This window comes from Cytobacillus sp. C11.1 (assembly GCF_058145115.1).
Map to the genome: position 1 here is coordinate 4,896,849 of NZ_CM176935.1, position 26,518 is coordinate 4,923,366.

28 protein-coding genes, 2 pseudogenes and 1 riboswitch are annotated in these 26,518 nt (G+C 39.4%); of the genes and pseudogenes, 14 read left to right on the forward strand and 16 right to left on the reverse strand.

Features of this window, described 5'->3' with window-relative positions; genetic code table 11:
• Positions 1 to 104: 104 nt before the first annotated feature.
• Complete coding sequence (gene iadA / locus AC3ZVC_RS24350; RefSeq protein ID WP_490065630.1) at positions 105 to 1,277, reverse strand: beta-aspartyl-peptidase; 1,173 nt, start codon at positions 1,275 to 1,277, stop codon at positions 105 to 107.
• A gap of 223 nt (positions 1,278 to 1,500) precedes the next feature.
• On the opposite strand from iadA, the gene AC3ZVC_RS24355 reads away from it, so the two are divergent.
• Entirely contained in the window at positions 1,501 to 1,824 is a 324-nt protein-coding gene (locus tag AC3ZVC_RS24355; protein ID WP_214728440.1) for an HPr family phosphocarrier protein, read from the forward strand.
• A gap of 176 nt (positions 1,825 to 2,000) precedes the next feature.
• Here AC3ZVC_RS24355 and AC3ZVC_RS24360 read toward each other — a convergent pair whose 3' ends face one another.
• Positions 2,001 to 2,747 (reverse strand): class I SAM-dependent methyltransferase, encoded by a 747-nt coding sequence (locus tag AC3ZVC_RS24360; protein WP_490065631.1) that lies wholly within the window; start codon positions 2,745 to 2,747, stop codon positions 2,001 to 2,003.
• Positions 2,748 to 2,816: 69 nt separating this feature from the next.
• The gene (locus tag AC3ZVC_RS24365; protein WP_490065632.1) at positions 2,817 to 4,889 is read right to left on the reverse strand and encodes a transglycosylase domain-containing protein; all 2,073 of its coding nucleotides are present in this window, start codon (positions 4,887 to 4,889) and stop codon (positions 2,817 to 2,819) included.
• Positions 4,890 to 5,405: 516 nt separating this feature from the next.
• Here AC3ZVC_RS24365 and AC3ZVC_RS24370 point away from each other — a divergent pair.
• Positions 5,406 to 5,948 (forward strand): universal stress protein, encoded by a 543-nt coding sequence (locus AC3ZVC_RS24370; protein ID WP_490065633.1) that lies wholly within the window; start codon positions 5,406 to 5,408, stop codon positions 5,946 to 5,948.
• A gap of 64 nt (positions 5,949 to 6,012) precedes the next feature.
• On the opposite strand, the gene AC3ZVC_RS24375 is transcribed toward AC3ZVC_RS24370, so the two are convergent.
• Both AC3ZVC_RS24375 and AC3ZVC_RS24380 read right to left on the reverse strand, forming a co-directional pair.
• Positions 6,013 to 6,402 carry a hypothetical protein gene (locus AC3ZVC_RS24375; RefSeq protein ID WP_490065634.1) on the reverse strand — a complete coding sequence of 130 codons (390 nt, stop codon included), beginning with the start codon at positions 6,400 to 6,402 and terminating at the stop codon, positions 6,013 to 6,015.
• Between the two features lie 24 nt (positions 6,403 to 6,426).
• Positions 6,427 to 6,897, reverse strand: coding sequence for a helix-turn-helix transcriptional regulator (locus AC3ZVC_RS24380; protein WP_490065635.1), 471 nt, complete (start codon positions 6,895 to 6,897; stop codon positions 6,427 to 6,429).
• A 321-nt stretch (positions 6,898 to 7,218) separates the two neighbouring features.
• Here AC3ZVC_RS24380 and AC3ZVC_RS24385 point away from each other — a divergent pair, with 321 nt between their 5' ends.
• Entirely contained in the window at positions 7,219 to 8,352 is a 1,134-nt protein-coding gene (locus tag AC3ZVC_RS24385) for a histidine kinase N-terminal domain-containing protein (RefSeq protein ID WP_490065636.1), read from the forward strand.
• Positions 8,353 to 8,395: 43 nt separating this feature from the next.
• Here AC3ZVC_RS24385 and AC3ZVC_RS24390 read toward each other — a convergent pair whose 3' ends face one another.
• On the reverse strand, positions 8,396 to 9,664 hold the full coding sequence (locus AC3ZVC_RS24390) for a dicarboxylate/amino acid:cation symporter (protein ID WP_490065637.1): 1,269 nt from the start codon (positions 9,662 to 9,664) through the stop codon (positions 8,396 to 8,398).
• A gap of 457 nt (positions 9,665 to 10,121) precedes the next feature.
• Here AC3ZVC_RS24390 and AC3ZVC_RS24395 point away from each other — a divergent pair, with 457 nt between their 5' ends.
• The gene (locus tag AC3ZVC_RS24395) at positions 10,122 to 10,664 is read left to right on the forward strand and encodes a GNAT family N-acetyltransferase (RefSeq protein WP_490065638.1); all 543 of its coding nucleotides are present in this window, start codon (positions 10,122 to 10,124) and stop codon (positions 10,662 to 10,664) included.
• Between the two features lie 224 nt (positions 10,665 to 10,888).
• Here AC3ZVC_RS24395 and AC3ZVC_RS24400 read toward each other — a convergent pair.
• A pseudogene (locus AC3ZVC_RS24400) lies at positions 10,889 to 11,005 on the reverse strand (hypothetical protein); the annotation flags it as partial.
• A gap of 198 nt (positions 11,006 to 11,203) precedes the next feature.
• Between AC3ZVC_RS24400 and AC3ZVC_RS24405 the strand changes: the two are divergent.
• From AC3ZVC_RS24405 to AC3ZVC_RS24420, 4 genes and pseudogenes are all read left to right on the forward strand, one after another.
• The gene (locus AC3ZVC_RS24405) at positions 11,204 to 12,496 is read left to right on the forward strand and encodes a hemolysin family protein (protein ID WP_490065639.1); all 1,293 of its coding nucleotides are present in this window, start codon (positions 11,204 to 11,206) and stop codon (positions 12,494 to 12,496) included.
• A gap of 268 nt (positions 12,497 to 12,764) precedes the next feature.
• A pseudogene (locus AC3ZVC_RS24410) lies at positions 12,765 to 12,950 on the forward strand (MerR family transcriptional regulator); the annotation flags it as partial.
• Positions 12,951 to 12,959: 9 nt separating this feature from the next.
• Positions 12,960 to 13,166: a MerR family transcriptional regulator gene (locus tag AC3ZVC_RS24415; RefSeq protein ID WP_490065640.1), complete on the forward strand. Its 207-nt coding sequence runs from the start codon at positions 12,960 to 12,962 to the stop codon at positions 13,164 to 13,166.
• Positions 13,167 to 13,230: 64 nt separating this feature from the next.
• A complete protein-coding gene (locus tag AC3ZVC_RS24420) occupies positions 13,231 to 14,583 on the forward strand; it encodes a hemolysin family protein (RefSeq protein WP_490065641.1) in 1,353 nt (450 codons plus the stop codon).
• A 213-nt stretch (positions 14,584 to 14,796) separates the two neighbouring features.
• On the opposite strand, the gene AC3ZVC_RS24425 is transcribed toward AC3ZVC_RS24420, so the two are convergent.
• A complete protein-coding gene (locus tag AC3ZVC_RS24425; protein WP_490068999.1) occupies positions 14,797 to 16,209 on the reverse strand; it encodes a sensor histidine kinase in 1,413 nt (470 codons plus the stop codon).
• A complete protein-coding gene (locus AC3ZVC_RS24430; RefSeq protein WP_490065642.1) occupies positions 16,199 to 16,900 on the reverse strand; it encodes a winged helix-turn-helix domain-containing protein in 702 nt (233 codons plus the stop codon). The genes AC3ZVC_RS24425 and AC3ZVC_RS24430 overlap by 11 nt, the downstream gene beginning before the upstream one ends.
• A 175-nt stretch (positions 16,901 to 17,075) precedes the next feature.
• Between AC3ZVC_RS24430 and AC3ZVC_RS24435 the strand changes: the two genes are divergently transcribed.
• Both AC3ZVC_RS24435 and AC3ZVC_RS24440 read left to right on the forward strand, forming a co-directional pair.
• Positions 17,076 to 17,714 (forward strand): hypothetical protein, encoded by a 639-nt coding sequence (locus AC3ZVC_RS24435; protein ID WP_490065643.1) that lies wholly within the window; start codon positions 17,076 to 17,078, stop codon positions 17,712 to 17,714.
• Positions 17,715 to 17,805: 91 nt separating this feature from the next.
• On the forward strand, positions 17,806 to 18,126 hold the full coding sequence (locus AC3ZVC_RS24440; RefSeq protein ID WP_490065644.1) for an ArsR/SmtB family transcription factor: 321 nt from the start codon (positions 17,806 to 17,808) through the stop codon (positions 18,124 to 18,126).
• A gap of 24 nt (positions 18,127 to 18,150) precedes the next feature.
• Here AC3ZVC_RS24440 and AC3ZVC_RS24445 read toward each other — a convergent pair whose 3' ends face one another.
• Together AC3ZVC_RS24445 and AC3ZVC_RS24450 are read right to left on the reverse strand one after the other, a co-directional pair.
• Positions 18,151 to 19,062, reverse strand: coding sequence for a cation diffusion facilitator family transporter (locus tag AC3ZVC_RS24445; protein ID WP_490065645.1), 912 nt, complete (start codon positions 19,060 to 19,062; stop codon positions 18,151 to 18,153).
• Between the two features lie 230 nt (positions 19,063 to 19,292).
• Positions 19,293 to 20,588, reverse strand: a complete 1,296-nt coding sequence (locus AC3ZVC_RS24450; protein WP_490065646.1) for an NCS2 family permease — start codon at positions 20,586 to 20,588, stop codon at positions 19,293 to 19,295.
• Between the two features lie 95 nt (positions 20,589 to 20,683).
• A riboswitch (purine riboswitch) is annotated at positions 20,684 to 20,785 on the reverse strand.
• Between the two features lie 202 nt (positions 20,786 to 20,987).
• Between AC3ZVC_RS24450 and AC3ZVC_RS24455 the strand changes: the two genes are divergently transcribed.
• Entirely contained in the window at positions 20,988 to 21,302 is a 315-nt protein-coding gene (locus AC3ZVC_RS24455) for a DUF948 domain-containing protein (protein ID WP_214728412.1), read from the forward strand.
• A 29-nt stretch (positions 21,303 to 21,331) separates the two neighbouring features.
• Here AC3ZVC_RS24455 and AC3ZVC_RS24460 read toward each other — a convergent pair whose 3' ends face one another.
• Positions 21,332 to 22,237, reverse strand: coding sequence for a YihY/virulence factor BrkB family protein (locus tag AC3ZVC_RS24460; RefSeq protein WP_214728410.1), 906 nt, complete (start codon positions 22,235 to 22,237; stop codon positions 21,332 to 21,334).
• Positions 22,238 to 22,508: 271 nt separating this feature from the next.
• On the opposite strand from AC3ZVC_RS24460, the gene AC3ZVC_RS24465 reads away from it, so the two are divergent.
• Together AC3ZVC_RS24465 and AC3ZVC_RS24470 are read left to right on the forward strand one after the other, a co-directional pair.
• Positions 22,509 to 22,679 carry a hypothetical protein gene (locus AC3ZVC_RS24465; RefSeq protein ID WP_490065647.1) on the forward strand — a complete coding sequence of 57 codons (171 nt, stop codon included), beginning with the start codon at positions 22,509 to 22,511 and terminating at the stop codon, positions 22,677 to 22,679.
• Positions 22,680 to 22,709: 30 nt separating this feature from the next.
• Complete coding sequence (locus AC3ZVC_RS24470) at positions 22,710 to 22,835, forward strand: hypothetical protein (RefSeq protein WP_490065648.1); 126 nt, start codon at positions 22,710 to 22,712, stop codon at positions 22,833 to 22,835.
• A gap of 47 nt (positions 22,836 to 22,882) precedes the next feature.
• Here AC3ZVC_RS24470 and AC3ZVC_RS24475 read toward each other — a convergent pair whose 3' ends face one another.
• Positions 22,883 to 23,410, reverse strand: coding sequence for a hypothetical protein (locus AC3ZVC_RS24475; RefSeq protein WP_490065649.1), 528 nt, complete (start codon positions 23,408 to 23,410; stop codon positions 22,883 to 22,885).
• Positions 23,411 to 23,719: 309 nt separating this feature from the next.
• On the opposite strand from AC3ZVC_RS24475, the gene AC3ZVC_RS24480 reads away from it, so the two are divergent.
• Positions 23,720 to 24,613, forward strand: a complete 894-nt coding sequence (locus tag AC3ZVC_RS24480; RefSeq protein WP_490065650.1) for a YitT family protein — start codon at positions 23,720 to 23,722, stop codon at positions 24,611 to 24,613.
• 351 nt (positions 24,614 to 24,964) lie between these two features.
• On the opposite strand, the gene AC3ZVC_RS24485 is transcribed toward AC3ZVC_RS24480, so the two are convergent.
• From AC3ZVC_RS24485 to AC3ZVC_RS24495, 3 genes are all read right to left on the reverse strand, one after another.
• On the reverse strand, positions 24,965 to 25,327 hold the full coding sequence (locus tag AC3ZVC_RS24485) for a YidH family protein (RefSeq protein ID WP_490065651.1): 363 nt from the start codon (positions 25,325 to 25,327) through the stop codon (positions 24,965 to 24,967).
• A 99-nt stretch (positions 25,328 to 25,426) separates the two neighbouring features.
• Entirely contained in the window at positions 25,427 to 26,203 is a 777-nt protein-coding gene (locus AC3ZVC_RS24490; RefSeq protein WP_214728400.1) for a sulfite exporter TauE/SafE family protein, read from the reverse strand.
• Positions 26,204 to 26,265: 62 nt separating this feature from the next.
• Positions 26,266 to 26,493, reverse strand: a complete 228-nt coding sequence (locus AC3ZVC_RS24495) for a sulfurtransferase TusA family protein (RefSeq protein WP_144543301.1) — start codon at positions 26,491 to 26,493, stop codon at positions 26,266 to 26,268.
• Between the last annotated feature and the right edge of the window lie 25 nt (positions 26,494 to 26,518).

The window sequence follows — 26,518 nt, forward strand, 5'->3', positions numbered from 1 at the left end:
TATGTGTCCGAAATTAGGGGGCCAAGCCGACTCCACGTTTTTTACCGGCCAAACCGAAACCTTATAAAAAAGCTTGAACCTTTACAGTCCAAGCCCTCTCGTTTTTATTCAAATGTCCCTTTAACAAGCGCTTCTCCATTCTCAGCCATTTTCCTGCCGAGGGCAAATACAGAATGGATTGACAGATCGTCTTTATTTAATAGCACCAGGTCTGAATCCTTTCCTGCCTCTACTGATCCCTTGCGATGAAGCTTTAAAATGGAAGCCGGGTTTTTAGTAATAACAGATATTGCATCTTCAATGGATACACCCTCATTTAAAATTGCATCCCGGACTTCATTATAAAGTGTGGAGACTTTGCCGATTTGAAGCCCGATTAACTCTCCATGTTCATTAAAGTCCGGCAGACTGGCTTGTCCATCAGAGGTAAAAGTAATTTGCGAAATTGGTACTCCCTCATCAAGCATCCTTTTGAAGCCAACGCTGCATTTAACCTCCCCTTCCTCAAAAAACTTCGGAATGCTGCTTGTCGTAAAGTCGACAAAGCCGCCTTTTTTGGCAAAGCGAATGCCCTCTTCAAATAAATGAGGATTGCGGTTAATATGCGTTGGATAAAATTGCTTGATTGGAATATCCGTTTTTTCCACTACTTCTTCAATGAGTTTCAAGTGATCATAACTGTCTCCAACATGGACATTCACGATTCCAGATTTGCCGGAGAGCATGCCGCCGATCCGTGCTGCAGAGGCAATTTTGGACATTTCTTCAACTGTTGGCTGCGATGAACGATGATCAGCAATAGCTATTTCCCCAACCCCAATAATTTTATCAACCAAGATAAGATCATCCTCAATCTTGCCTGTCAGTGTCTTTACTGGGACCTGGTAAGAGCCGGTCTGTACATAGCAGGTAATGCCTTCTTCCTCCAGACCTCTTGCTTTCGCAACTAGGCTAGCCATCGCCCTCGTTGTTCCGTCTGTCCCGATAACCCCTACCAGAGTAGTGATGCCTGATAAGGTAGCATCTGTCAGCTGTATCTCGGGAGTCCGTGTTTTATAGCTGCCTTCCCCGCCTCCTCCGATAATATGGACATGGGAATCAATAAAACCTGGAACCGCAATCTTTCCTTCTGCTTCAACTACTTCGATATCAACGAAGCCCTCGGGTTTTTGTATGGAATCTTGAATAAAACCGATTTTTTCATTAACGATTAAAAGATCTTTTTTCCCTAAATATTTAGGAGCATAAACTTCTGCATTTTTTATGAGAGTTAGCATGATTTCTCCCTTCTAAATATCAACTGCTACTACTATCTTATCTATTGACCGCCTTCCAGTGCAACCCTTGCCATCTATACCGTTAATTGGAAAAAGAACAGGTAATTATTCACACTTTGTTGATGTGTGGTTTACCTTTTCTCCCCCCTGGGTAAATTCCTAGTACAAACGACATCACCTATTAATCGATTAATATAAAAACTTTTAAAAGGAGATTTTAAAAATGAAAGAAATTATTTCTACCAACGTTCTTGTACAAAATAAATTTACAATGAAGAAAATGCTGGAAATCTATCAGGCATCAAAACAATTTAAAGGCACTACATATTTATACAGCAAGCATAAAGCTGTAGATGCCTCAAACTTGTCCAAATTGGTTTCATTTCTGCTGACTGTTAAACCGCAAACGACACTAAAAATTATTGTAGAAGGAAATGAAGTGCAGGACCACCTTGAAAAGATTAAGGATATGTGTACAAGCCATATTTCAGTGCTGCGCATGACAGAAAAACGCTTCATCAATTCTTCCGAAACAATTCAAATCTAACTAACTATATAAACTATACAAATTGTTTATCTGAAATGGAACGGGGTGAATTTGAATGATACGCACTATTTTTATGGTTGTTGGAGCTATTGTTGTAATCGGCGCTTTAATTAGCTGGTTATTCTAATTCATATATAACTGTTAAAAAGGTCTGGACTCCAGGCCTTTTTTTTATTTTATTTATAGGCAATTGCAATCGGCTGATAGAATCCTGTTGCTCTCGGAAAGAGCCATTTTACACGCTTAAACCCCGCTTTTATTGCTAGTTCATCCAGCTCATGCCTTTTATAGGCACGGTACTGTGAAACCCTCTCGGATACTGTCCATTCACCTTCCTTTTGCAGCATGGTAAAATGCTTTAAATCATAAATATTACTTTCTTTATGCCACTGCCAAAGCTGAAATGTTATCGTATTATGCCTTTGCGCTGGCAAAGTGGAAGCTGGCTTAGTTTTAAGAATTTCATCGTAATCCCGGATGGAATAAAGAAAGATTCCCTCCGGTTTAAGAAGACGATAAATCTCTGAAAATGCCGATGCACACTCCTCTTCAGTCAACAGATGCGGCAGGGCATTATCTATTGAAAGAATAACCTGGAACGGATCGGAGAAAACAGATGACAATGCCCGCATATCAGCCTGAACAAATGGGATATTCAGGTTTCTCAATTTAGCTTCACTCTTCGCACGTTCAATCGATTTGCTGCTAATATCCGAGGCGCTTATTTTGTATCCTTTTTTAGCAAGTCCCAATGTCTGTGTACCAATACCACATGAGCAATCCAAAATACGGGAAGAATCCTTCACACCTTCTGCGGTTAACAGCCTTGCAAAAACGTCCCCCTGTCGATCTATGGAATGATCCCAGTCTTTAAAAATAAAGTGATATTCTCCTGCCAATTCATCATAGAACTTTTGTGCCATTTTGTATGACCTCCCAATGGTTATAAAAAAGAGTACAGCTTTTCAACCGTACTCTGAAGATTCATACTATTAATCATTCTTCTTTTCTTTATCTTTTCCTTTACCCTTTTCTTTCTCTTTATTCCATTTCTTTTTCCATTTTTCTTTTTCTTTTTCAATTTTTTCTTTTATCTTCTCTGCTTCCTTTTTAATGTTTTCCTCCCAAGCTTTTCTTTGCTGCTCCCTTTGTCTTTGCTCCATAAGTGCAGCAACTTGAGGAACATTAAATGACTCAGGTTCCTGATTCTTAAGGGCTCCTGACATAATTTCCCGGAATATTGGCGCTGTTCCCTCACTGCTGGATGTAGTAAGGTAGTTATTTGCATCTGTTTTATCATGCCCTACCCAAACTGCACCAACAAGCTGTGGTGTATACCCGACAAACCATTGGTCTTTAACCCCGTCTATTCCTTCTATTGTCATTTGTGTGCTGCCTGTTTTTCCTGCTACTTCTCTCCCGGGAATTTGAGCAGCCTTACCGGTACCATGCTGGACAACTCCCAGCAGCATGGTCGTAACTTTATCAGCTACTTCCTTAGATATAACTCTTGTATTCTTTCCTTTCCATTCTGCAACTGTCTCGCCCTCTTTATCTACTATTTTGGTAATGGCGTGAGCTTCCGGCCTTTGACCGCCATTTGCAAAGACAGCGTACGCCCGAGCCATTGTTAATGGTGAGACATTCTCACTCGTGCCTCCCAGCGCAAGCGCGAGATTCCGGTTTATGGCTTCATCAGGTATTCCAAATCGCTTTGCAGCATCTACCCCTTTTTCCATACCTATCTCATTAAGGAGCCACACTGCAGGAACATTTAAAGAGTCCTTGACAGCTTCATACATTGGAACATTCCCGCGGAATTGCCCATTATAGTTGTTTGGCTCATAATCTTTTCCAAAAGTCATTTTTTCATCTTTTAGCTCGTCTTCTATATTCCATCCCATTTCCAGGGCAGCTGTATAAGGTACGATTGGCTTCATGGTTGATCCAGGCTGTCCTACCGCATGAACTGCACGGTTATGGCCTAAAAGAGTATGCTCACCCCTGCCGCCAGCAAGAGCACGGATGCTGCCATTTTGAGGATCAAGCAGGATGGCTCCGCTCTGCACCAATTGATCGCCAGTACCTTGAGGGAATAGGGCATCATTATTATAAGTTTCTTCTACACTTCTTTGCATCTCCTGATCCAATTCAGTGTAGATTTGATAACCGTCGCTAAGCAGCTCATCGAGTGAAAGATCATATTTCTCTATAGCTTCCTCCAGCACAACATCTACATAATAAGGGAATTTCCCCTTTAAAGGATCACCGCCGCTGTCATCAAAAACAAGCTTTTCATTCTTCGCTATTTCCCATTCCTTTTCAGAAATGAAGTTGTGTTCCTTCATTCGATCCAGAACTAAGTTTCTTCGTTCAATTGCCTTCTCTTCACTTTGATATGGATTAATTGCTGAAGGAGCCTTTACCAACCCTGCAAGCAACGCTGCTTCGCTTACAGTCAGGTCCTGAACATCTTTTGCATAGTATTTCATAGCAGCCCGCTTAATGCCCCAAGCCCCTTCTCCAAAATAAACCTGGTTAAGATACATTTGTAAAATTTCATCTTTGCTATATTCCTTTTCAATTTCCAGCGCTAGAAAGAATTCTTCCAATTTTCGCTTGTAGGTTTTCTCAGACGACAGAAGGGCATTTTTAGTCAGCTGCTGGGTAAGCGTGCTTCCACCCTCAACGATCTCCCCAGCCTTCATGTTAGTGAAAAATGCTCTGCCTATTCCCTTTAAATCAATTCCTCCATGTTCATAAAAACGGTGATCTTCAATGGCAATGACAGCATTTTTCATATGATCCGGAACTTGGTCAATCGAAACTCCCTCGTTTTTATTTGCCGAAATTTTACTGGCGATTTCTCCATCAGCGTCATAAATGATTGTAGACTGCGCCAATCCGGCTTCAAGAGCACTTATATCTGCATCTTTGTATGAAAAATAAACGAAGCTAAGGAATGCTAAAACCAATGTGGATGCCAGTAATATAGATACTTGCGTTAAGTGGAGCTTTTGCCATGTTGATTGAAATCTGTTAATAAATGAAGTTTTCTTGCTCATAAGTCCTCCAATTTCTCTTACTATAAAGCTTTTACTGGGTTCATATGTATGGAAGCGAATCCCAGTTTTTTGATCCAAATTTGAACCTTGCCTAATTAGGCAGCTATCAGTCTATACGGATTTCAGGATAACTGCAAAGATAAAGTTTTCATATAGTATTTTATTCCCAAATCGGTAAACAGAAATATGCCTGACATATACACTTACCCCAAAAAAACAGCTATTACACAACTTTGTTGAAAAAAGTAGAACTTTCATAAAAAAAAGCAATCGAAGAGATCGAATGCTTTCCTTATTCCAATGCTATAGTTGTACAGTAAATTTCGCTTTTATTTCTGATACTCCTGCACCAATTCAAAGTATTACTAATAATTTTCGCGGCTCCCCTGGTTTTTTTGGGGGCTTTAAAATAATATGCGGATTCCGGTCTGACTGTGTGAAGATTGTTTTTTGTGCAGGCGGGTATATATACAATAGGTAACTTCATTTTTATTCCTCACGAAAGGATGATCGATAATGAGTTTACAGTTTAACCGAATCGTAGTTGGTTATGATGATACAGAAGGAAGCAAGAAAGCTTTAAATTTAGCTATTAGCTTAGTGAAAGAAAATCATAATGCCCAATTGCTGGTTGCCCAGGTTTTTGAAGAAAAAATTGAAAATATTCCTGTTAGTAATGAAAAGGTCGTAGAGCCGGTTCGAACGAACGGCTATTTGCTTGAAGGGATTCAGATTCCTCCGCTGCCAGTATACCACGATGAATCAAATATCACCACACATGCAAAAGTTACACACAGTGTCGACAAAGCTTTTTACAACGCAAGGGAATCAATTGAACCGTACAATATTAATGCCAAGTATGATGTTCTCGAAGGAAGCCCTGCCGATAGCATTTGTGACTATGCTGCTGTGGAAGATGCAGATTTGATTATTGTCGGGAACTCCGGTAAAGGGGGAATTAAAAGAATGTTTCTTGGAAGCACAAGTGCCAAGATCGCACGAAACGCTCCATGTCCGGTGCTGATTGCCAAAGATAAGGAAAATCCGAAGAGGCTTTAATACAGATTAGCCATTTCAATAAAAGAGGCAGCCTGATAAAGGTTGCTTCTTTTATGAAACGGTCCTATAGTGCTTCTTTTTTGCTGTGAGATAATCTGTCATGCTTCATCCGTATTTTACGCGCTTCAGCTTGAATTCTGTCATATCCCCAAAGAAATAAAAAGCTTATGCCTATGTATAGAAAGGTGAATGTATTAGGCACCAAAAATATATCTATCCATTGCCGGAACTTTAAGTCTGTAAACAGTCCAAGCTTGAGTAATTCCTTAATAAGCGGCCCTTTTGCAAAGGCTCCCTCCACAAACAGATAGATTCCTAAATTGGAAAGGATATATATTAAGAGAATGATCCAGCCATTAGCCTTGCTAGAGCCGCGAAACACAATTTTAAAAGTTGCGGCAATCACAATTGCCGAAAGCGGGTAAATGAGGAAAAGCGCGATGTTTGGAGCCATCTTCACCCCTCCGAAACTATACTATTAGCCCAAAAGGCCACCATTTTCTGCAGACAATTCTTCAAACCGTTCTTTCGAGGAAGCTTCATCAAAACTGCTGTAGATGCGGAAATGATCCTGGTCAATGATCCGGTAATGCTGGCTGATTATATTCTGCTGAAGAATTAAACCATTGCTTCTCTTTAGTTCACGCCACCAGATTTTACCTCCAAGCGTCTTTTCCTTCCTATAATCGATCCCCTCTCTGGCAACCGTTTCCAAAACCTCAAGCGGTTCATTTCCAAAAAGAAATCTGACTGTTTCAGTTTCCCGGAACAAAGCACAAACAGCGACAACAGTTGACCAGCCTGCTTCTGCTCTCCCTTTTTCAATTTGTACAAGGGTCTTCTTTGAAACTCCAATTATTTCTGCCATCTTATCTTGTGTATAGCCTGCTTCCGTACGGATTAAGCGGATTTTATCAGATACCTTTAATATAATTTCATCTCTTGTCAATGCAGCTTCATTCCTTTTCATTTATGGTGTAAATTTACACCTGATTATCTTATTATAAAAGAAATAGTGGCAAAATTTCAAATAAAATAAACTGCTGTTTTGCTCAGCAGTTTATGTCAGTTTTTTCATTTACTTTATATGCTCATTCCCTTTAGCTGTATGGCATATAGAAGAGCAGGAGTTCTTTGTAGCACAACTGGAAAGTTAGAGCTGAAATTATAAAGGCTGCTTTAATTTTCCATAAAATTCACAAAGGATTTTGCCGCATTCTAGCGAAATCTATGGAATAGACTGTTTTTTTGTGAAAGAGTGGAGGTAAAAATGGCAATCGAAACAAATGATGTCGTATTGGAACTATTGCTTAGCGAGAGAGAAACCATTTTGAGTGAATGGAAGAATAAAGTTCTCATCACAGACGATGATCCATATAAAGAACAGATTCGAGACAACGGCGATGCGATGTTCAATCTTGTTATCCAGTTCCTGCTAAGGAATGAGAATGATCTGGAAATATATATTCAGCAGCTCGCATACTCTGTTGCCGAACAGCGTGTTAAAGCTGAAATAAACATTGGAGACTTTGTTCACAATGTGAACATCGGCCGTTCAATCGTTCAAAAATTTTTGAACCATGCCGATATTAGCTACCATGAACTGCAGGAATATCATGAAAAAATCAGTTATTGCTTTGATAAATTTTTATATCATGCAGTTTCAAGATATACGGATGCTAAAGACCAGATTATCAAAGAAAAAACCCAATTTATCGATTCTACCCATAAGGACAGATTAACTCTGCTGGGGCAAATGACATCGAGCTTTATCCATGAATTCAGAAACCCGCTTACTTCCGTACAGGGTTTTATCCAGCTGCTGAAATCCGAACATCCAAATATGAAATATTTGGACATCATTTCAAATGAACTGGAACAATTGAACTTTCGAATATCACAATTTTTGCTTCTTTCCAAAAAGGAATTGATTGGAAAGGAAAAAATCACTTTTTCCTTAAATGAATTAATAGAAGAAGTGCTGATTTTTTTGTACCCAAGCATTTTGGACGGGAAGGTCAAAATTTTGCAGGACTTAAAGCAGGAAATTTACCTGAAAGGCTATGCAGATGAAATCCGCCAGGTATTAATTAATATCATTTTTAATGCAATCGATGTCCTAACCCAATACCGAAGCGATCCTGTAATTGAAATTAAAAGCAAGTTAACGGGAAACAGGCAAATTAAACTTGATATCGCTAACAACGGTCCGAGTATTCCCGACCATCTTGTTTCTTCCATATTCGAGCCATTTGTAACGACAAAAACTCTTGGAACCGGACTTGGATTATTTGTTTGCAGGGAAATAATTGAAAAACATCAAGGTAAACTTACATGTGACTCTAACCCCGATCGGACTGTGTTCAGCATACTCCTGCCGATTATTGAACAAAAAGCTGATTAAATAACAAAGGGCTGACTTCCTTAATTAGGAGTCAGCCTTTATTTTATATTTCATTTATGGAGGTTTTGTAGGACTTTTTCTTTTTTCCGGCAGAAAGCTTGAGGGTCCGCTTTCTTTCCGTTTCTGCCACTACAACTGCACATGAAGCGTCACCAGTTATGTTAACAGAAGTACGGATCATGTCCAGCAAACGGTCAATTCCGAGAATCAAGCCAATCCCCTCCACAGGAAGGTTAACAGATTGGAGAACCATGGCCAGCATAATCAAGCCTACACCCGGAACACCTGCTGTTCCAATGCTTGCCAATACAGCAGTGAGAACAACCGCTGCCAATTGCCCAATCGTTAAATCTGTGTTGTACACCTGGGCAATAAAAATGGTGGCAACCCCTTGCATAATGGCGGTTCCATCCATATTAATCGTTGCCCCAAGAGGCTGCACAAAGCTGCTGACCGATTCGGGAACTTTGAGATTTTTTTGGGCAGTTTCCATCGAAATTGGAAGAGTCGCATTACTGCTTGAAGTACTAAAGCCCACTCCCATGGCAGGAGCAAATCCTTTAAAGAAAGAAATAGGGTTTCTGCCTCCCAGAAAATATACTGCTGATCCATAGGTGACAATAGCATGGAAAAATAATGCTCCCACAACAACAAGCATATAAATGCCCATTGCCTTTATAGCATCCAGCCCCTGGCTGCCAATTGCAGAGGCAATCAGCCCAAAGGTTCCGTATGGAGCAAATTTCATCACAATGCTAACCAGGAACATCATAATTTCGTTTCCTTGCTCAACCAGATTTAGGATGCCTTTTGTTTTCTCGCCTAATGCAGTAAGAGCAAAACCAACAAATATAGCAAAAGCAATAACCTGGAGCATATTTCCAGAAGTTAATGCCTCAAAAGGGTTTACTGGAATAATATTCAATAATGTCTCACTGACAGGCGGTGCTTCTTCAGACTTGAATTCTGCCCCGGAAGTATCAAATTTCCCCATTTCACCAGGCTTAATGACTAAAGCGAGTGAAATCCCGATAATAATGGCAATCGCTGTCGTGGAAAGGAAATAGGCAATTGTTTTAGCACCAATTCGGCCAAGTTTTTTCGGATCGCCCAAACCTGCTACACCCAGAATGATTGAGAATAATACAATCGGTACAACAAGCATGCTGATTAAATTGATGAATATCTTACCAAGAGGGCCAAATAGCCATGTATCTGCTGTTGTAAATAATTCAGGTGCTGCCATATTTAACACCAAGCCTGTTATGGCACCCAAAATTAAGCCCAGAATAATTTTTGTTGTGAGCTTCATAGGATATACCTCCGTTAATATAATTTAAAAAAATATTATTTAAGACAAAATATTTTCAGGAATTATACCCGGATAATTTCTTCTTGAAACTCACAATTCTCTGGAAGAATAAGTTTTTTATTATTTTCCTAAAAATCTATGTATTATTTTAAAATTTCCTATTATTATAGAACTATTTAAATAAAAGATTCTGTTAAACTTGCCTATTGGCTTCCACTCCAGGGCACTCAAGCGAACCAATGGCGGTCGGGAGCCCCAACGGCGCCTATGGACTGCGGGGTCTCCCCTTGGACTCGATTCTCCTGCTGGACGTTGAATCAGCATCCTTGAATCAACACCGCACTAAGGAAATGCGCATGCATTTTCGAGGATCTGCGCTTCTTTTCCAATCAACAGGGTGCCAATATCAAACAGGAAATTTAACAGAGCAAAAATAAAAAAAGAAGGAGAGTTGCCTGTGTTTTCCTTAAAAGTAGATAAGGATATTGAATTGCAATTGTTTCAGCTACACCACTCCGAAGATCTTTTCAATCTAGTCGATAGCAACCGCAAGCATTTAAGGGAGTGGCTGCCCTGGGTGGATAACATGGCATCGCCAGTCCAGTATCACTCCATTATTCCAATGTGGCTGAAACAATTTGCTGATAACAATGGCTTTAACGCTGGCATCCGTTATCGGGGCCGGCTTGCAGGCTCAATTGGGTATCATCAGATTGACTGGCACAACGGGCAGACTAGCATCGGGTATTATCTGGCTAAAGGCTTTGAAGGAAAGGGAATCATGACGCGCAGTGTACAGGCCATGGTTAATCACGCTTTTATTGATTTAAAATTAAACAGGGTCGAAATTCGCTGTGGAGTTAGAAATTTGAAAAGCAGGGCGATTCCTGAAAGGCTCGGGTTTAAACAAGAAGGAATTATCCGAGATGGGGAGCTTCTTTATAATCGATATCATGACCTTGCTGTGTACGGAATGCTTGCAAGAGAATGGAATTTTTAATTAAGGAAGCCTCTCTGCAGGCTTCTTTTTCATGATGGTTCTTGCAACTTTCTTTATTTTCCGATACATACCCATTGAACATTACAGGCTCATCCCACACAATGTTAAACACCACCTCTCTTGGTTTCGTTACCTTTCAGCCCAATATCTTGCTCAAAAAAGAAAACAAAGGTCTGATAAGCATTTTTATTAGCGGCAGTTTCCACTTCTCAGGTGCAAACTTATCAAAATAATATATAACCGCCTTTTTTTGTAACTCTCAAAAAGCTCTGCAAATGCCTTCCCGGCAAAGGAATCACTATTATCACAAGGCTGGAAATAACAGCATTAGAGTGCTCTTCCTCAAATTCAGTTTGTCAAGAAATTCTTGTGACATCTTTTAGCTTTTTGCCCCTTCTATTGTTATCTTTCTCCTATATAAGGGTAGTTTCATGGTAAACAAAGCTTTTTAAGCGTATCTATTTGTAAAATCCATGAATAAAGGGAAAAGTACATTATAAAGGAGGTGCAGGCCCTTACATATCATGTAAGGATTTAATATGACTATCCTTAACGTATTGTTATTATTCTTCTTAATCGCTTTAACTGCCTTTTTTGTTGCTTCTGAATTTGCCATTGTAAAGGTTCGTACTTCACGGATTGATCAGCTGATTGCTGAAGGAAACGCCAAAGCTCATTCAGCGAAACGGGTCATCAGCAATCTGGAAGAATATTTATCTGCCTGCCAGCTTGGAATAACGATTACAGCACTGGGCCTTGGCTGGCTGGGAGAGCCCACCATTGAAAGGCTGCTGCGGCCTGTTTTTGAAAGCTTGAACCTGCAGGCATCCATTACCCATATTCTTTCTTTTGTTATTGCGTTTGCTGTTGTGACTTTTCTGCATGTGGTAATTGGAGAGCTTGCGCCGAAAACTTTTGCCATTCAAAAAGCAGAGGCTATAACGATAACTTTCTCAAAGCCATTAATATGGTTTTATCGAATTATGTATCCCTTTATTTGGATACTAAATGGTTCAGCAAGGATTGTCACTGGGCTTTTCGGACTTAAGCCTGTGTCCGAACATGAAATGGCCCATTCCGAAGAAGAACTTCGCATCATTTTATCCGAAAGCTTAAAGAGCGGTGAAATCAACCCTTCAGAGTTTCAATATGTTGACCGGATTTTTGAGTTTGATAACCGGGTAGCAAAAGAAATCATGGTTCCAAGAACCGAGATTGTCAGTCTTCCCGAGGAATCCACTTTATCGGAAATACTGGACGTCATATTGGATGAGCGATATACCAGATATCCCATCACTTCGGGTGATAAGGATAATATATTGGGCATTATTAATGTCAAAGAAATATTAACAGATTGTGTAAGGAAACAATGTGAAGGCGAAAAACCATTGTTGCAGTATATTAAGCCTGTTATAAGGGTTATTGAAACCATTCCCATTCATGATTTACTTTTAAAAATGCAAAAAGATCGATCACATATGGCTATTCTCCTGGATGAATATGGCGGAACAGCCGGATTGGTCACAGTTGAGGACATCCTTGAAGAAATAGTTGGTGAAATTCGTGACGAATTTGACACAGACGAACTCCCGCTTGTACAGAAAATGGATGAAGGCCATTTTATCCTGGATGCAAAGCTGTTGATTTCGGAGGCAAATGACCTCCTTGGCACTAATCTTAGCGAAGAGGATGTAGATACAATTGGAGGCTGGATCCTGACTCAAAAATATGATCTTGTTCAGGGGGACTTTGTGGAAGAAGAGGGCTACAAATTTATTATTCAAGAAATAGAAGGCCACCATATATCGTATATCGAAGTCATAAAAACTTAACAGCTGCTTTTGCATAGGTTCCAGGGTCTGATATTTTTCTCCTGGAACTTAAGGTGAAAGCATTTTTTAATTTTTCCGAATGTTTTTATTTCATATTTTACTCATTTTCTCATAAAATAAAAGTAACCCTTTTTTCCAAACTGCTACGTTTGACTGTATGGTTTGGGCTAAAGTATAATTAATTCTAACTATATCTCTATACGGAGCGGTACTCTGGTGAGATATAAGTAACCAAAAGCAGAGGTGATATGATGGGGCTTACTATCGTATCGGCGAATTAGCAAGTATTGCTAATGTATCTAAAAGAACAATTGACTATTATACTAGCATTGGCCTTATAAAAGCGAAACGCTCAAAATCGAACTACCGAATATATTCTGAAGATGTACTGTCTGATTTAAGATTTATTGAAGAATGCAAAAAACTGCATCTTCCGCTTGAAGAGATTAAAAGAAAACTAGAAATGAAGACGAAAAGGGAGATACGTACAGGGGATGTTGAAAAGCACATTGACGCAGTCACACTGCAAATGAAGCAGCTTCACCAGGAAATATCCGTTCTCATGCCGCTAATTAATACACTGGATGAAGAACAGAAGGATGGCCTTTCCAAGAAGCTGACAGTTGAAAGCATTGCATTGCTCCGTTCCCTTTCCAGCCTGACAAGCTAATCCCATTTTCACATTATCAGGAGGTGACACCCTGCCCGTTTCTAGCGGGATATGGGGAACTTATTTGGACATATTAAACTTGGTTTTTATAGCCATTTTAATTGCTTTAACGGCTTTTTTCGTAACTTCGGAATTTGCCATCGTAAAGATACGAAGTTCAAGAATTGATCAATTAATAGAAGAAGGCAATAAAAATGCAATTGCTGCCAAGAAAGTAATTTCAAACCTGGATGAATACCTTTCAGCCTGCCAGCTTGGAATCACGATAACCGCCCTTGGCCTTGGCTGGCTTGGTGAACCGACGATTGAACATCTGCTTCGGCCTGTGATTAACCAGTTCGACTTACCAGGTTCGATTGCCCAAGTCGTTTCATTCAGCATCGCGTTTGCTTTTATTACCTTCCTTCACGTGGTTGTTGGCGAATTGGCTCCTAAGACGCTGGCTATTCAAAAAGCTGAAGCCGTTACCCTTTTAACATCGCGTCCTTTAATTTGGTTTTACCGGATTATGTATCCGATTATCTGGGCGTTGAATGGCTCTGCCCGTCTTTTAACCAGCATGTTTGGACTAAAGCCCGCTTCTGAACACGAATTGGCCCATTCGGAAGAAGAACTTCGCATTATTTTATCTGAGAGCTATGAAAGCGGCGAAATCAACCAATCTGAGTTTAAGTATGTAAATAAAATTTTCGAGTTTGACAATCGTATCGCGAAAGAAATTATGGTTCCGCGCACAGAAATTGTCTCACTCTCTAAAGATGATACACTGGAAAACTTTCTTCAAATCGTTCAGGAAGAAAAATTCACACGTTATCCAATTATAGACGGAGATAAGGACCATATTATCGGCATGGTCAATATTAAAGAAGTCATGACAGACCTGATCATGAACCGAGAGTTATCTTCAAGCACACTTGAAGCATATATACGTCCGATTATCAGAGTCATTGACAGCATTCCGATCCATGAACTGCTTCTAAAAATGCAGAAGGACCGAATCCACATGGCTATTTTGATGGATGAGTATGGCGGAACTTCAGGTCTCGTAACTGTAGAGGATATTATTGAAGAAATTGTCGGGGAAATCCGTGATGAATTTGATATGGATGAAGTGCCAATGGTCCGAAACACAAAAGAGGGCCACTATATTATTGATTCAAAAGTTCTTGTCAGCGAGGTCAATGACCTTCTTGGAACTGATATCAATGATGAAGATGTCGACACAATCGGCGGATGGATCCTGACTGAAAATTATGAAGCTAAACAGGGCGATACAATCCAGCATGAAAAGTACCTCTTTAAAATCCTTGATATGGAGGAACACCATATTAAGTACATTGAGGTAACAGCAGTTCCTGAAACAGAAACTGCTCCGGCGCAAAAATTGCCCTTAACGGAGACCCAGGTCATGTCATAAAATATTAGTAAAGGAACAGCCCTCTGGGAGCTGTTCCTTTTTTTAATGGTCCACTTACCTATTCACGAAAAGGCAAGCTAATAGAGTTTCTTTGTGTGCTTTGGTAGAATCCGATGCCCACGTTCCCGTTCTCTCCTCTTTTCTTCATCCACGGGTACGAAGGAATTCGGCTACACATAGCTCTTTGTATGCACAAAAGGCCGGCTGCACCATTTAGCCCTGCGCTCTCGGAATCCTAATCGTAAATTTTGTTCCCTTCTCTCTTTCACTGCTCACCATTATTTTTCCCTCATGGAGCTGGACAAGCTGCTTAACAATTGAAAGCCCAATGCCGAATTCACCGAAAGAATGATTGGTTCTGGATAAATCAGCCTTGTAAAATCGCAGCCAGATGGATTCAATTTCCTTCGGGTCAATCCCGATGCCCGTATCTTCAATTTCAATAATGGTTTCATCAGGGCTCTCGTTCCCCCTTAAAAATACGCTGCCACTTTCCGTAAATTGGATACTGTTCTTGACAATATTGACAAGAATTTGGATGAGACGGTCATAATCTGCATAAACAGAAATTTCTTCATCAGCTTCTATATAAATCCTATTTCCTTTTTCCTCTGCCTGAATTTCAAGTTGTTCCTTTACAATTTCAAGGGCTTCCATCAGATTAATATCCATTTTATTTAACTGCAGCTGATTCGATCTGATTTTCTCATAATCAAGATTTTCATTTACAAGCCGAATAAGCCTTTTTGCCTCCCGATCGATCAGTACCATTCCTTTGGCTTTATCCTCCTCCGGGATCAATCCATCCTTAATCCCTTCAGCCAATCCGCTGATTGTAGTGAGGGGTGTCCGCAGCTCATGCGACACGTCGGCAATAAACTTTCTTCTTCTATTTTCCAGCCGCTTAATTTCTTCATTTGATTTCTTTAGTTTGGCTGCCATTTCATTAAAATCCTTGGCCAGATCACCGATTTCATCCTTATATGTATATGGGACATTTACATTATAATTCCCGGAAGAAATCATGGAGGCGGCATTCCGGAGATCCGTAATCCTTTTGATCAGGTTTTTGGAAAGAACAAGGCTTAATAAAATAGTAGCTGTTAATGAAATAATGATGGTATATAATAAAAATCTGTTTAGCTGACTTACCACTTCCATTGCGCCGGTGATGGGCGATAAAAGCAGCACGCCGCCAATGAGCCTGCCTCCCTGCATATAAGGAAGGGCAACCAAAGTTACTTCCTGATCAAAACGTTTTATATCATGCTTGACAGATACTCTTTTCCCTTTTGAGATTTCCTCCCATTCATCATTCGTCAGCTGAATCATCGGATCTGATTTTAACTCCGGATACAAGACTCTGCCTTTATTGTCAAAAAGAATATATTTAATATTTCTTGCGTCCAGCAGCTGGCTGTATTCAGTTAAAAATTGCTCGTTACCTTCGATCCTGACAGTTAAATCTGTTAAAATCCGTTCTCCATAGGAATTTAATTCATCCACTTTATTTTCGAAAATATAATTCTCAACAAACTGGGAGAAAAGCAGGCTTAATAACAGGAACGCCAAAATTAAAATACTGACGTGGCTGATCAGCAGCTGATAAAAATATTTAATTTTCATCATCCGCTGCCGTTTCATCAAATTTATAGCCAACTCCCCAAACTGTATGGATATATGGCTGCTCTGCCGTTCCTATCTTTTTCCTGAGACGTTTTATATGTACATCAACTGTCCGCTCATCCCCGTAAAACTGATATCCCCAGACGCTATCAAGCAGCTGTTCCCTTGTGAAAACCTGCTTTGGGTGTTTAACCATATAATATAACAAGTCAAACTCTTTAGGTGTCAGATTACTGAGAAGCTGGCCATTATAATACGCCTCTCTCGATTCTTTGCTGATTTTGAAAAATTCACTGGAAATAGTTTGGCTGTCTTCTCCTGAAGCCGTTTCGGCCTGAAACCGTCTTGTGACAGCTTTAATTCTTGCCATTAGCGTTAGGGGGCTAAATGGCTTTGTTACATAATCATCAGCTCCCATTTCGAGCCCTAAAACCTGATCGGATTCACTATCCTTGGCCGTGAGCATAATAATTGGCACCTTGCTCAACTCCCTGATTTTTCGGCATAGAGTCACACCATCCATAATGGGAAGCATCCAGTCCACAATTATGAGATCCCATTTCTCTTTATTAAACCGCACAAAGCCTTCTTGGCCATCATGGACAAAAACTCCCTGATACCCTTCTTTCATAAAAAACATCTCAAGCATTGAACAGACACTTTGGTTATCTTCCACAACAAGAATTTTCATTTTCGACACCATCCCGGAACATCTTCTTCCCTTAAATTAAATCGAAATTAATGTTTTTTTTCAATGAATATCTCTGTCCCTTTAGGTTTTTTCTTTAGAAAATATATTCATGGTTTCACTATATCTTGGGACATGCTATTAACGAAGCATTATTTCGAAAAGGAGTGTTAACACCATGAAAAAAAGATTATTAACAGTATTGGCTTTTTGCTTTCTTTTAATTGGATCAGCCTTTTCAGTGAACGCAGAAACGCTGCCAAAAGACAAAACACCAAATCAAGAGCAAAAAGGCGAACATACTCACCGCATTATTGATGAGTCCCTTTTAAAAAGCCTGCAAGAGAAAGGGTATCCGAAAAAAGAAATTTATATAGCAGCCCATATTGCCAAATTTTCAAATCAAAAGGTTGAAGAGGTATTAGCTTTTTATAAAAAGAATGGCTCCTCCTGGGAGAAAACGGCCCAGCATTATGGAGTTGATTTAAATAAAATTAAGAAAAACCATCATCACATGGATAAGTTCCTTGAAAAAAATAAAGACATTGTCCTTAAAAACGTCTCAGAGTTTTCAGGAAAGACAGCTCAAGAATTACACGGTTATCTTGATAAAGGAATACCTTTACGATTCCTCGTTTCCGGTTCAGCCATGGCTAAGGCGGCCAACAAGGATTTAGACGAGATAATAAAAATGAAGGAACAGGGAAAGTCTTTTCATGAGATAAAAAAAGAACTAAATATTGAAAAAGAACAAATCCATACTGAAATGAGAAAACTTGTTGATAAAATCCAAGAAGATATTAAAAAGGGAGAGTAAGCTTATTTTACAGCAATAAACCGCAGAGGCCCCTTCTCTGCGGTTTTGTTTTTTTTTATTCAGGATTATAATTTAATTGGAGGTGTTAACTATGAGGGATGAAAACCCGCTTCCGTCCCCTGACGGCTTAGATGAAGAAACATTATTTATGGTTTCCCAGACTTTCAAAGCCTTATCTGATCCAACCAGACTGCGCATTTTGCATTTATTATTTCACGGGGAGTATTCGGTAAATGAAATAGCAGAAAAACTCTCCCTTTTGCAGTCAACTGTATCACACCAGCTCCGTTTTTTGAAAAACCTTAGACTGGTAAAGTTCCGCCGTGAAGGAACTACTCTTTTTTACAGTCATGACGATGAACATGTCATCAGTTTATTAAAGCAGGCTATCGAACATGCCCAGCATTCCTGATTAGCTGTCCGGTCACCTGCAGCATTAATTGCAGCTCTCACTATGGCCGGGACAGCCTTCTTTCTCTCCCTCTACCTGTATAGTACTGTGCTCAACGCCGTATTCGTCATGAAGCACAGACTGCGCTTCATGAAGGACAGCATCATGGCCTCCAGTATGTTCAATAACAAGGTGGCAGCTCAGAGAAGGGAAACCCGATGTAATCGTCCAAATATGAAGATCATGGACACCCTTGACATGTTTAACTTGAAGAAGCTTCTTTTTTATATCTTCAGGATCCAAATGGGAAGGAGTCCCCTCCATTAAAATATGGAATGATTCCTTTACAACTCTCCAGCCGCTAATTAAAATCAGAATAGCCACAATCACACTTGCAATCGGATCTGCAATACCCCAGCCAAAGAAGTAAATCAAAAGCGCAGCCGCAATGGCCCCAACAGAACCAAGCAAATCTCCCAGAACATGCAAAAATGCGCTCCTGACATTCAAGTTGTGATCCTTATCCCCTCTCATTAATATAAAGGCTGCAGCAATATTCACTAGCAGGCCAATAGATGAGATAACAAGCATTCCCAAGCTTTGAACAGCCGGCGGCTCAAGAATACGATGATACGCTTCATAGAAAATATAAAAGGAAATCAGGAGAAGTGTTATTCCGTTAATAGATGCTGCAATGATTTCAAACCTTTTATATCCAAATGTTTTCGAACTTGTAGCCTTCTTTTCCCCCATTTTTATGGCTAAAAAGCTTAAACCCAGTGCGGCTGCGTCACTCAGCATATGTCCTGCATCCGATAGGAGCGCAAGGCTATTGGTCAGAATACCGCCTATTACCTCCACAACCATAAAGGAAGCGATCAGAAAAAATGCCCACATTAAAGCTTTTTTATTGCCTGTATGATGGTGATCATGTGAATGTCCATGTCCGTGTCCCATCCTCTGCACCCCTTTTATATGAATATATGCTCATATATATTATGTATGACATTGTTCTATTGTTCAATGTTTTTTACTGCCTTTCTTTTATATTTAGACTAATTACATAAAATAAAACAAAAGGGTCTGTTAAATTTGCCTGCTATTTTCCGCTGGAGGTTGAAAAAAAAAATAAGCATTAACAGAGCCAAACAAAAAAAGACTGCCTGAATGAACAGGCAGCCTTCATTTTATGCCAGATAAACAAAATAGCCCATAAAGGCAATACAAAGTCCGTACATAATGGGATGAATCTCTTTTGGCTTACGGAGTGCCAGCATTGTAATAGGGTAAAGAATGAATCCCAAGGCGATTCCTGTTGCTACACTAAATGTTAGAGGCATCATCAGGATAGTTACAAACGCCGGAATGGCTATTTCAAGTTTGCCCCAATCAATATGCTTAACCTCCATTGCCATTAATGCACCTACTATAATCAGTGCCGGTGAAGTTACCTCCGCTGTAATTACACTCAGCAATGGGGAGAAAAACAACGCAACTGTAAAACAAGCTGAGATAATCACAGAGGTAAAGCCGGTTCTTCCTCCAGCCGCAATTCCTGAGCTTGATTCTATCATTGATGCAGTGGTAGAAGTACCCAATACAGAACCGACTACAGTTGCACTTGAATCCGCCAGCAGTGCTTTCCCCGCATTTGGAATTTCATTATTTTTCATAAGCCCTGCCTGGCTGGCAATCGCAATCAATGCTCCAGCTGTATCAAAAAAGGCTACAAATAAGAAAGTAAATATGACGGCAAGCATCTCTGCAGTAAAGATTTGATCAATATGCAAAAACACTTCTCCAAAAGTTGGCTCAAGACTTGGGATCGCACCAATTATTTTTTCTGGCTTATCAATTAGATCCATAAGCATCCCGATAGCAGCAGAGATGACCATTCCATAAAATAGAGCACCTTTAACGCCTCTGATCATTAAAACAATGCTTAATATAAAACAAAAGACAGCGAGTAGTGTAACTGGTGATTTAATATCGCCTATCGAAACAAACGTGGCTTCATTGCCGACAATCAGACCGGCATTTTTCAAACCGATAAAAGCGATAAAAAAGCCGATTCCGCCAGCAATTGCATGCTTTAAATCCTTTGGGATGATGTTAATAATTTTTTCCCTTATCTTTAATAAACTTAAAATCACAAATAAAATTCCGGAAACAAATACACCCGTTAGTGCTGTTTGCCATGGGATGCCCATCCCGATGCAAACAGAAAAGGTGAAAAAGGAATTCAGGCCCATACTTGGCGCAATTCCGATCGGATAGTTGGCCAGCAGGCCAATTAGAAGAGAGCCTATAATAGCTGACAATGCTGTGGCAGTAAAAACTGCCCCCTTATCCATTCCAGCCTGGCTGAGAATAATAGGATTTACAATTAATATATAAGCCATTGACAAAAAGGTGGTTAAACCCGCAATTGTCTCCTGCTTGAATGATGTTCCTCTTTCATAAAACTGAAAAAATGATGACACACAATCTCCCTCCTTCTTCTAAATAACCAAAAAAAAAGCTCCGCAATATGCGAAGCTGCCCATAAAGAATACAGAAGAAAATAGCATGTAAATAAAAAACAGGCTACATCCCCTGTAGTCAAGCTATTTACGGCAGCCTGGTAGAAACGTTCAGACCCTATTTCTGAACATATACAGGTAATAAGAAAAGCGCAGAGAACCGAATTTATGACACCCGAGCTAATCTTATAATATATTAATATAATGATGATTATTCTAGCAAACTCATATATGGAGGTCAATTCTTTAATTTATTCTGAGAATTCTCCTTATTCCTATGCTTTATAAAAGAGATCCCGATGTTACTTTTTTCGGAAAAAGGGTAAACACTAAAAAAGCAACATAAGGAGGTGGATCACTATGTACATTGTTTATGCAAGCCTGATACTTATTGTCGCATCATTGGTATTTCTCGGCATCTACGCATTTAAAACCTACAAGGATGCCAAGCCGGCAATTGAAAAACTGACAGCGATAAGCACTGTCATGCAGCTAAAAGCTGATCAAATAAAAAGTGGAGTTGATGAGCTGACATCAACACAACAAGAGATCCAGAAGGATATTGATTATAAGAAACAAACATTTCATAATACTGTATCAGCTGTAAAAGAAACACCGAAAAAATTCAAAAAATGGTGGAATATTAAAATACCATTCATCCACCAAATCAAATAAAACGAGGGGCTAACCCCTCGTTTTTTGTGTTACTTTATTGAAAGAGTACTATAAGCCTCTGCATCCAATTTACCACTGCTATTATCTTTATCAATATCCTTCTTATTATCGTCAGGCTTTTTCGTCTTATGCCTATGGTAAATAGCACTGATTTCTCCGCCAATAACAAGAGCAAGACCTGTCAAAAAGAACCATAGCATCATAACAATTACCCCGCCCAAACTTCCATAAGTTGCGGAATAATTTCCAAAGTTGCTTACGTAAAAAGATAATCCAAGTGATATCATCAGCCACATTACTGTTGCAGCCAGTGCACCAGGGATAACATGTTTAAACGGGTAATGCTTATTTGGAGCCACCTTGTAAAGGATGGCTAAAACAGATACCATGATGGCAAATGCAATTACCCATCTTAAAACCGTAATAAGGATTTGCATGCCGTTTGGTATATGAATAAAATTCTCCACAAAATTCATAATCAGTTTTCCGAAAACCGGCAAAACCATTGCAATGATAACTGCTACAATCAATCCTATTGTCAAACCAATAGATATGAGTCTTGATTTAATAAACGACCTTGTTTCTTTAACATCAAAAGCATCATTCATAGCTCTTATAAATGCCTGCATACCGTTAGAGGCCGACCATAATGTACCGATAATACCAAAAGTCAGCAGCCCGCCATTGGGCTTCGTTATAATATTTATTACATTGTCCTCAATTACACTATATGAATCTGCCGGCATCACTGCCTGCAAATAAGATAATGCTTTTTGGGGATCTAAAGAAAGATATGGAACAATGGAAATAAGCAAGATTAACAAAGGAAAAATGGAGAGCATATAGTAATAGGCTTGTTCAGCTGCAAGCCCGGTTGCCCGATCATTTTTGAACTCCTTCCCGAGTTTCTTGCCATATTTGATCACCTTATTCATTTTTACATCCTCCCTTCTCTAACCTAAGCCTTGTAAGAAGTCTTTTCCCCTCGGATAGGGTTCATAATCATTTTTCGCAGAAAAAATATTTATCAATTTTTTTTGATTTTTAAGTTGCATTTTGGAATTAATGGAACTATAATACAAATATCAAAACATTTTGATTTAAAACATACATCAAATTTAATTACACACCACTGTTTATTTTACACTAAAAATCAATTTTTTTTGATTAATAAAACAAATTTTATTGATTAAGGAGTTGGAATTTATGTTTCGATTTGAAGACTTTATGGTCGCAGAGCTTAAACAAAAGGAAATTGAAAGGATAGCCAGAGATGCTTGGAAGTTCTCTCCACCTCTGAAAGATAAACCTGCCCGCCAAACGCCCACCAAACAGGAATTATCAGGCTGTAGTTGCATTCCATGTGAAACCTGTTAGTTTCGTTTTTTGCTGGAAGGAGGTGAATTCATGTTGAATGTCTTTAAATTCCTATCTGTCACAAAGGATGGCAAGGAATGCTGCCAAATTGAAATCAAGGAAGCAGATAATAAAAAAGATACAGATTGCTGCAAGGAAGCCAAAACTTGCTGCTAATCCCTGAAATGGAAAGGTGCCGCCAGATTGATCTGGGGCACCTTTTTCTATTTTTGATATAAATTATTAAACATCCTTTTCATAAAATAATCGTCTTCGCATTTTTCACGTTTGAAGGGTATCCTCTTCCCTTTTTTCACGACCCTTTCCTGTACTTTCCAGCCTACTTGCTCCTTCTTTAAATGGACCATATTATTACCGTTTTTAAGGTCTTTATAAAAGATGTATGCCTCATCAGGATTCCCATGAAAAAAGTAAAGCCTTTTTTCTCCAATTGAAGCGCCGCTCATTTGCTTCTTTAAACTCTCCAAATGTGCATCTTCACCGGCAGAAAGAACTGTATACTTCATCAGGTCAATCATATTCATATACATGCTCTGATCAATTATTTCATCATATTTATGTCCGAAACTTGCAAACACATCACTCGTTACCTGTTCGTTGAATTCCTTTGTGCGAAATTCCTGCTTCCTTACACATTCAAGATCGTCTTTGATACTATCTTTTGCAGACGCAGCTGGTGAAAAATTTAAGGATAGCAATAATGCCAGCAAGATAATAATCCACCTATACATTTAACCACCTCGCATGTATTTTTCCAAGAAATGAAGAAATTATACTTATAAGCATATTCATAACTATAGAGGCAGTTTGGATTCAACCAAATTAATCCATGAAATGTTATAATTATATTTAAATTGCACGACTAAAAATTTTAACCTGTTCAATAGGTAATTTTAAGAAGGCCTAAATTGGCACAAGCTATCATACTTTTTATAAAGGATTAGAAAAAACACCGGCTCTTCAAATAACCACTATTTACATACTTTTTAATATGCGGCGACGTAAAAATTTTTCTAAAATAACATAATTGGGGGTCATTTATGAATGTTTCATTAGAACCTGCTGTTGAACAAAACCTACATAAAGGATTAACGAAAGCCAAGCTAGCCAAAAGGATCATCTTTATCATATTAGGGGCAATTCTTATGGGGGTCGGGATTGAAGAATTCCTGGTGCCAAATAAGATTCTGGATGGCGGGATCGTTGGCATCTCCATTATCCTTTCACATTTATCCGGCTGGAAACTCGGCTGGTTCATCTTCGTCTTAAATATTCCTTTCTTCTATATTGGCTACAAGCAAATAGGAAAAACCTTTGCGTTATCCACCTTATTGGGCATCGCGGTTTTATCCGCTACTACACTCCTTTTGCATGACGTCCCTGTATTTACAGAAGACTTGCTATTGGCGACGGTATTTGGCGGAATTGTCCTTGGAATAGGGGTCGGCATGGTTATCAGATACGGGGGATCATTGGATGGAACAGAAATTCTGGCCATTCTTGTCAACAAAAAACTCCCCTTCTCTGTTGGGGAAATCATCATGTTCTTCAATATCTTTATTTTTGGAACAGCTGGATTTGTTTTCGGCTGGAATCGTGCCATGTATTCCATCCTTGCTTATTTCATTGCTTTTAAAACAATTGATGTTGTCATACGAGGACTTGATGAGTCCAAATCTGCCTGGATTATTAGTGAAAAGCACAAAGTTATCGGCGAAGCAATTCTTGCCCGGCTCGGAAGAGGAGTTACCTATTTAAATGGCGAGGGAGCCTATACAGGCGACGATAAAAAGGTAATATTTTGCGTAATAACCAGACTGGAAGAAGCAAAACTAAAAGCCATTGTCGAAGAAATCGACCCCAATGCGTTTTTGGCTGTAGCTGATATCGCTGAGGTAAGAGGCGGTAGGTTTAAAAAGAAAGCCATCCACTAAGGATGACTTTTTTTATGGGTTCAGATGGATTTGATAAGTAGAAATAAATATCGACACGGGAGGATGTGTTTTACACTTCGTCCCCGCACCGCTTCGGGTATTGTTGCGCCCTTGTGCGGAGGATTTGCTTCGTTTTGAATTGGTTATGCGGCGTTAAATGAGAAGTCCGCTATACACTCGTCGTTAATCCGTTCGATTAACTACACTACCATATGGGTGTTTGGATCTAATTATCGTCTTAACCAGTTTGATTAACTACCATATTTGGTGGTTGGATCTTATTATCGTCGTTAATCAGTTTGATTAACTATCATATCTGGTGGATGCGTAGGCGGCCCAGCCGCCCGGCTATTAAATTAATATGACAAATAAATAGGTTAACAACAGAATGAATATCAAAAAGATGATGATAGTTATTAAATAGATTAGAGACCTTGATGAAGTGTAGGTTTGCGTATTAATTCTTTTGCGAACCCGAAAATAATTCATGGTTGCATATAATAGGATGGTAAGTCCAGTAACCAGCGAGAATAGGCTTAATGCCACCGCAATCCTGTCAGCAAATTCATTTACCCTCTGTATGTTATTAAAATGCAGTGTAGATGCCAGAACCCCTATGCCGATTACAGCTATAGACGTACGAACCCAAGCCAAAAAAGTACGTTCGTTTGCCAAGTGCTGCTGTATGTATTTTGACTCCTTTGTTTCTTCCATTTGAAACAACTCTCCCCGGATTAGAGTATAGCTTTATATTTTCCTTTTTATCTCAAGTTAAACTCAAAAAGGGGACAGCAAACGCTGACCCCTTTTTTATTATAGAATATCCATCCAGATCTTAATAGATGTACCTAGGATAAGCACAGCCAAGATAATCTGCAGGATTTTTGTATTTACTTTCTTTCCCGCATTTGCACCTAGTGGAGATGCAATTAAGCTTGCCACGATCATGATGGCAGCTGGGATGTAATCAACCTGGCCAGTTGCAACCTTGCCTACTGTTGAGCCAATTGAAGAAATAAATGTAATCGCCAATGATGTTGCAATGGTCATCCTTGTAGGGATTTTTAACACAACAAGCATGATTGGAACAAGCAGGAATGCTCCTGCAGCACCGACAATACCAGCTCCAACTCCGACCACCAGAGCAAAGAAAGCTGCAAGCCATTTATTGAACTTTACCTGATCCAATGGTATATCGTCCAAACCCTTTTTCGGTACGAACATCATGACAGCAGCGATCAAAGCCAATACTCCGTACACCAGGTTAATGCCACCTTCAGACATGAAACGTGAACCGTAGCTTCCGATCAAACTACCAATTAATATAGCAGAACCCATATATATGATAAGTGTTTTATTTAAATAGCCGCCTTTTCTGTAGGCCCAAACGCCCCCAATAGTAGCAAAGAACACCTGTACAGCACTGATTCCCGATACTTCATGGGCGGAAAATGACGCTAAACCAAATAATGGTGGAATGTATAAAAGCATAGGATACTTAATAATTGAACCGCCGATTCCGACCATACCGGAAATATAAGAGCCGATGAAACCAATTAAAAAGATAACGATTAAAAAGGTAAAATCCATGTGGCTGTTCCCTCCTTTAAATCAAAAAGGGAGTAACAACTCCCTTTTATCATTTCATTATATTAGCCTTTTTTAACCCAGAACTTTAGAACTCCATTATCGTCCTCATGCTTTAAAAGTTCATGGCCAGTTGATTCTGTCCAGGCAGCTAAATCTTTAACTGCACCTTTGTCAGTTGTATGAATTTCAAGCACTTGGCCTGATTCGATTTCACCGATTGCTTTCTTTGTTTTTACGATTGGCATTGGGCAAGCTAGACCTTTTGCATCTAATACTTTTGTTACATTCATGATTTCATTCCTCCGATTTTTAATA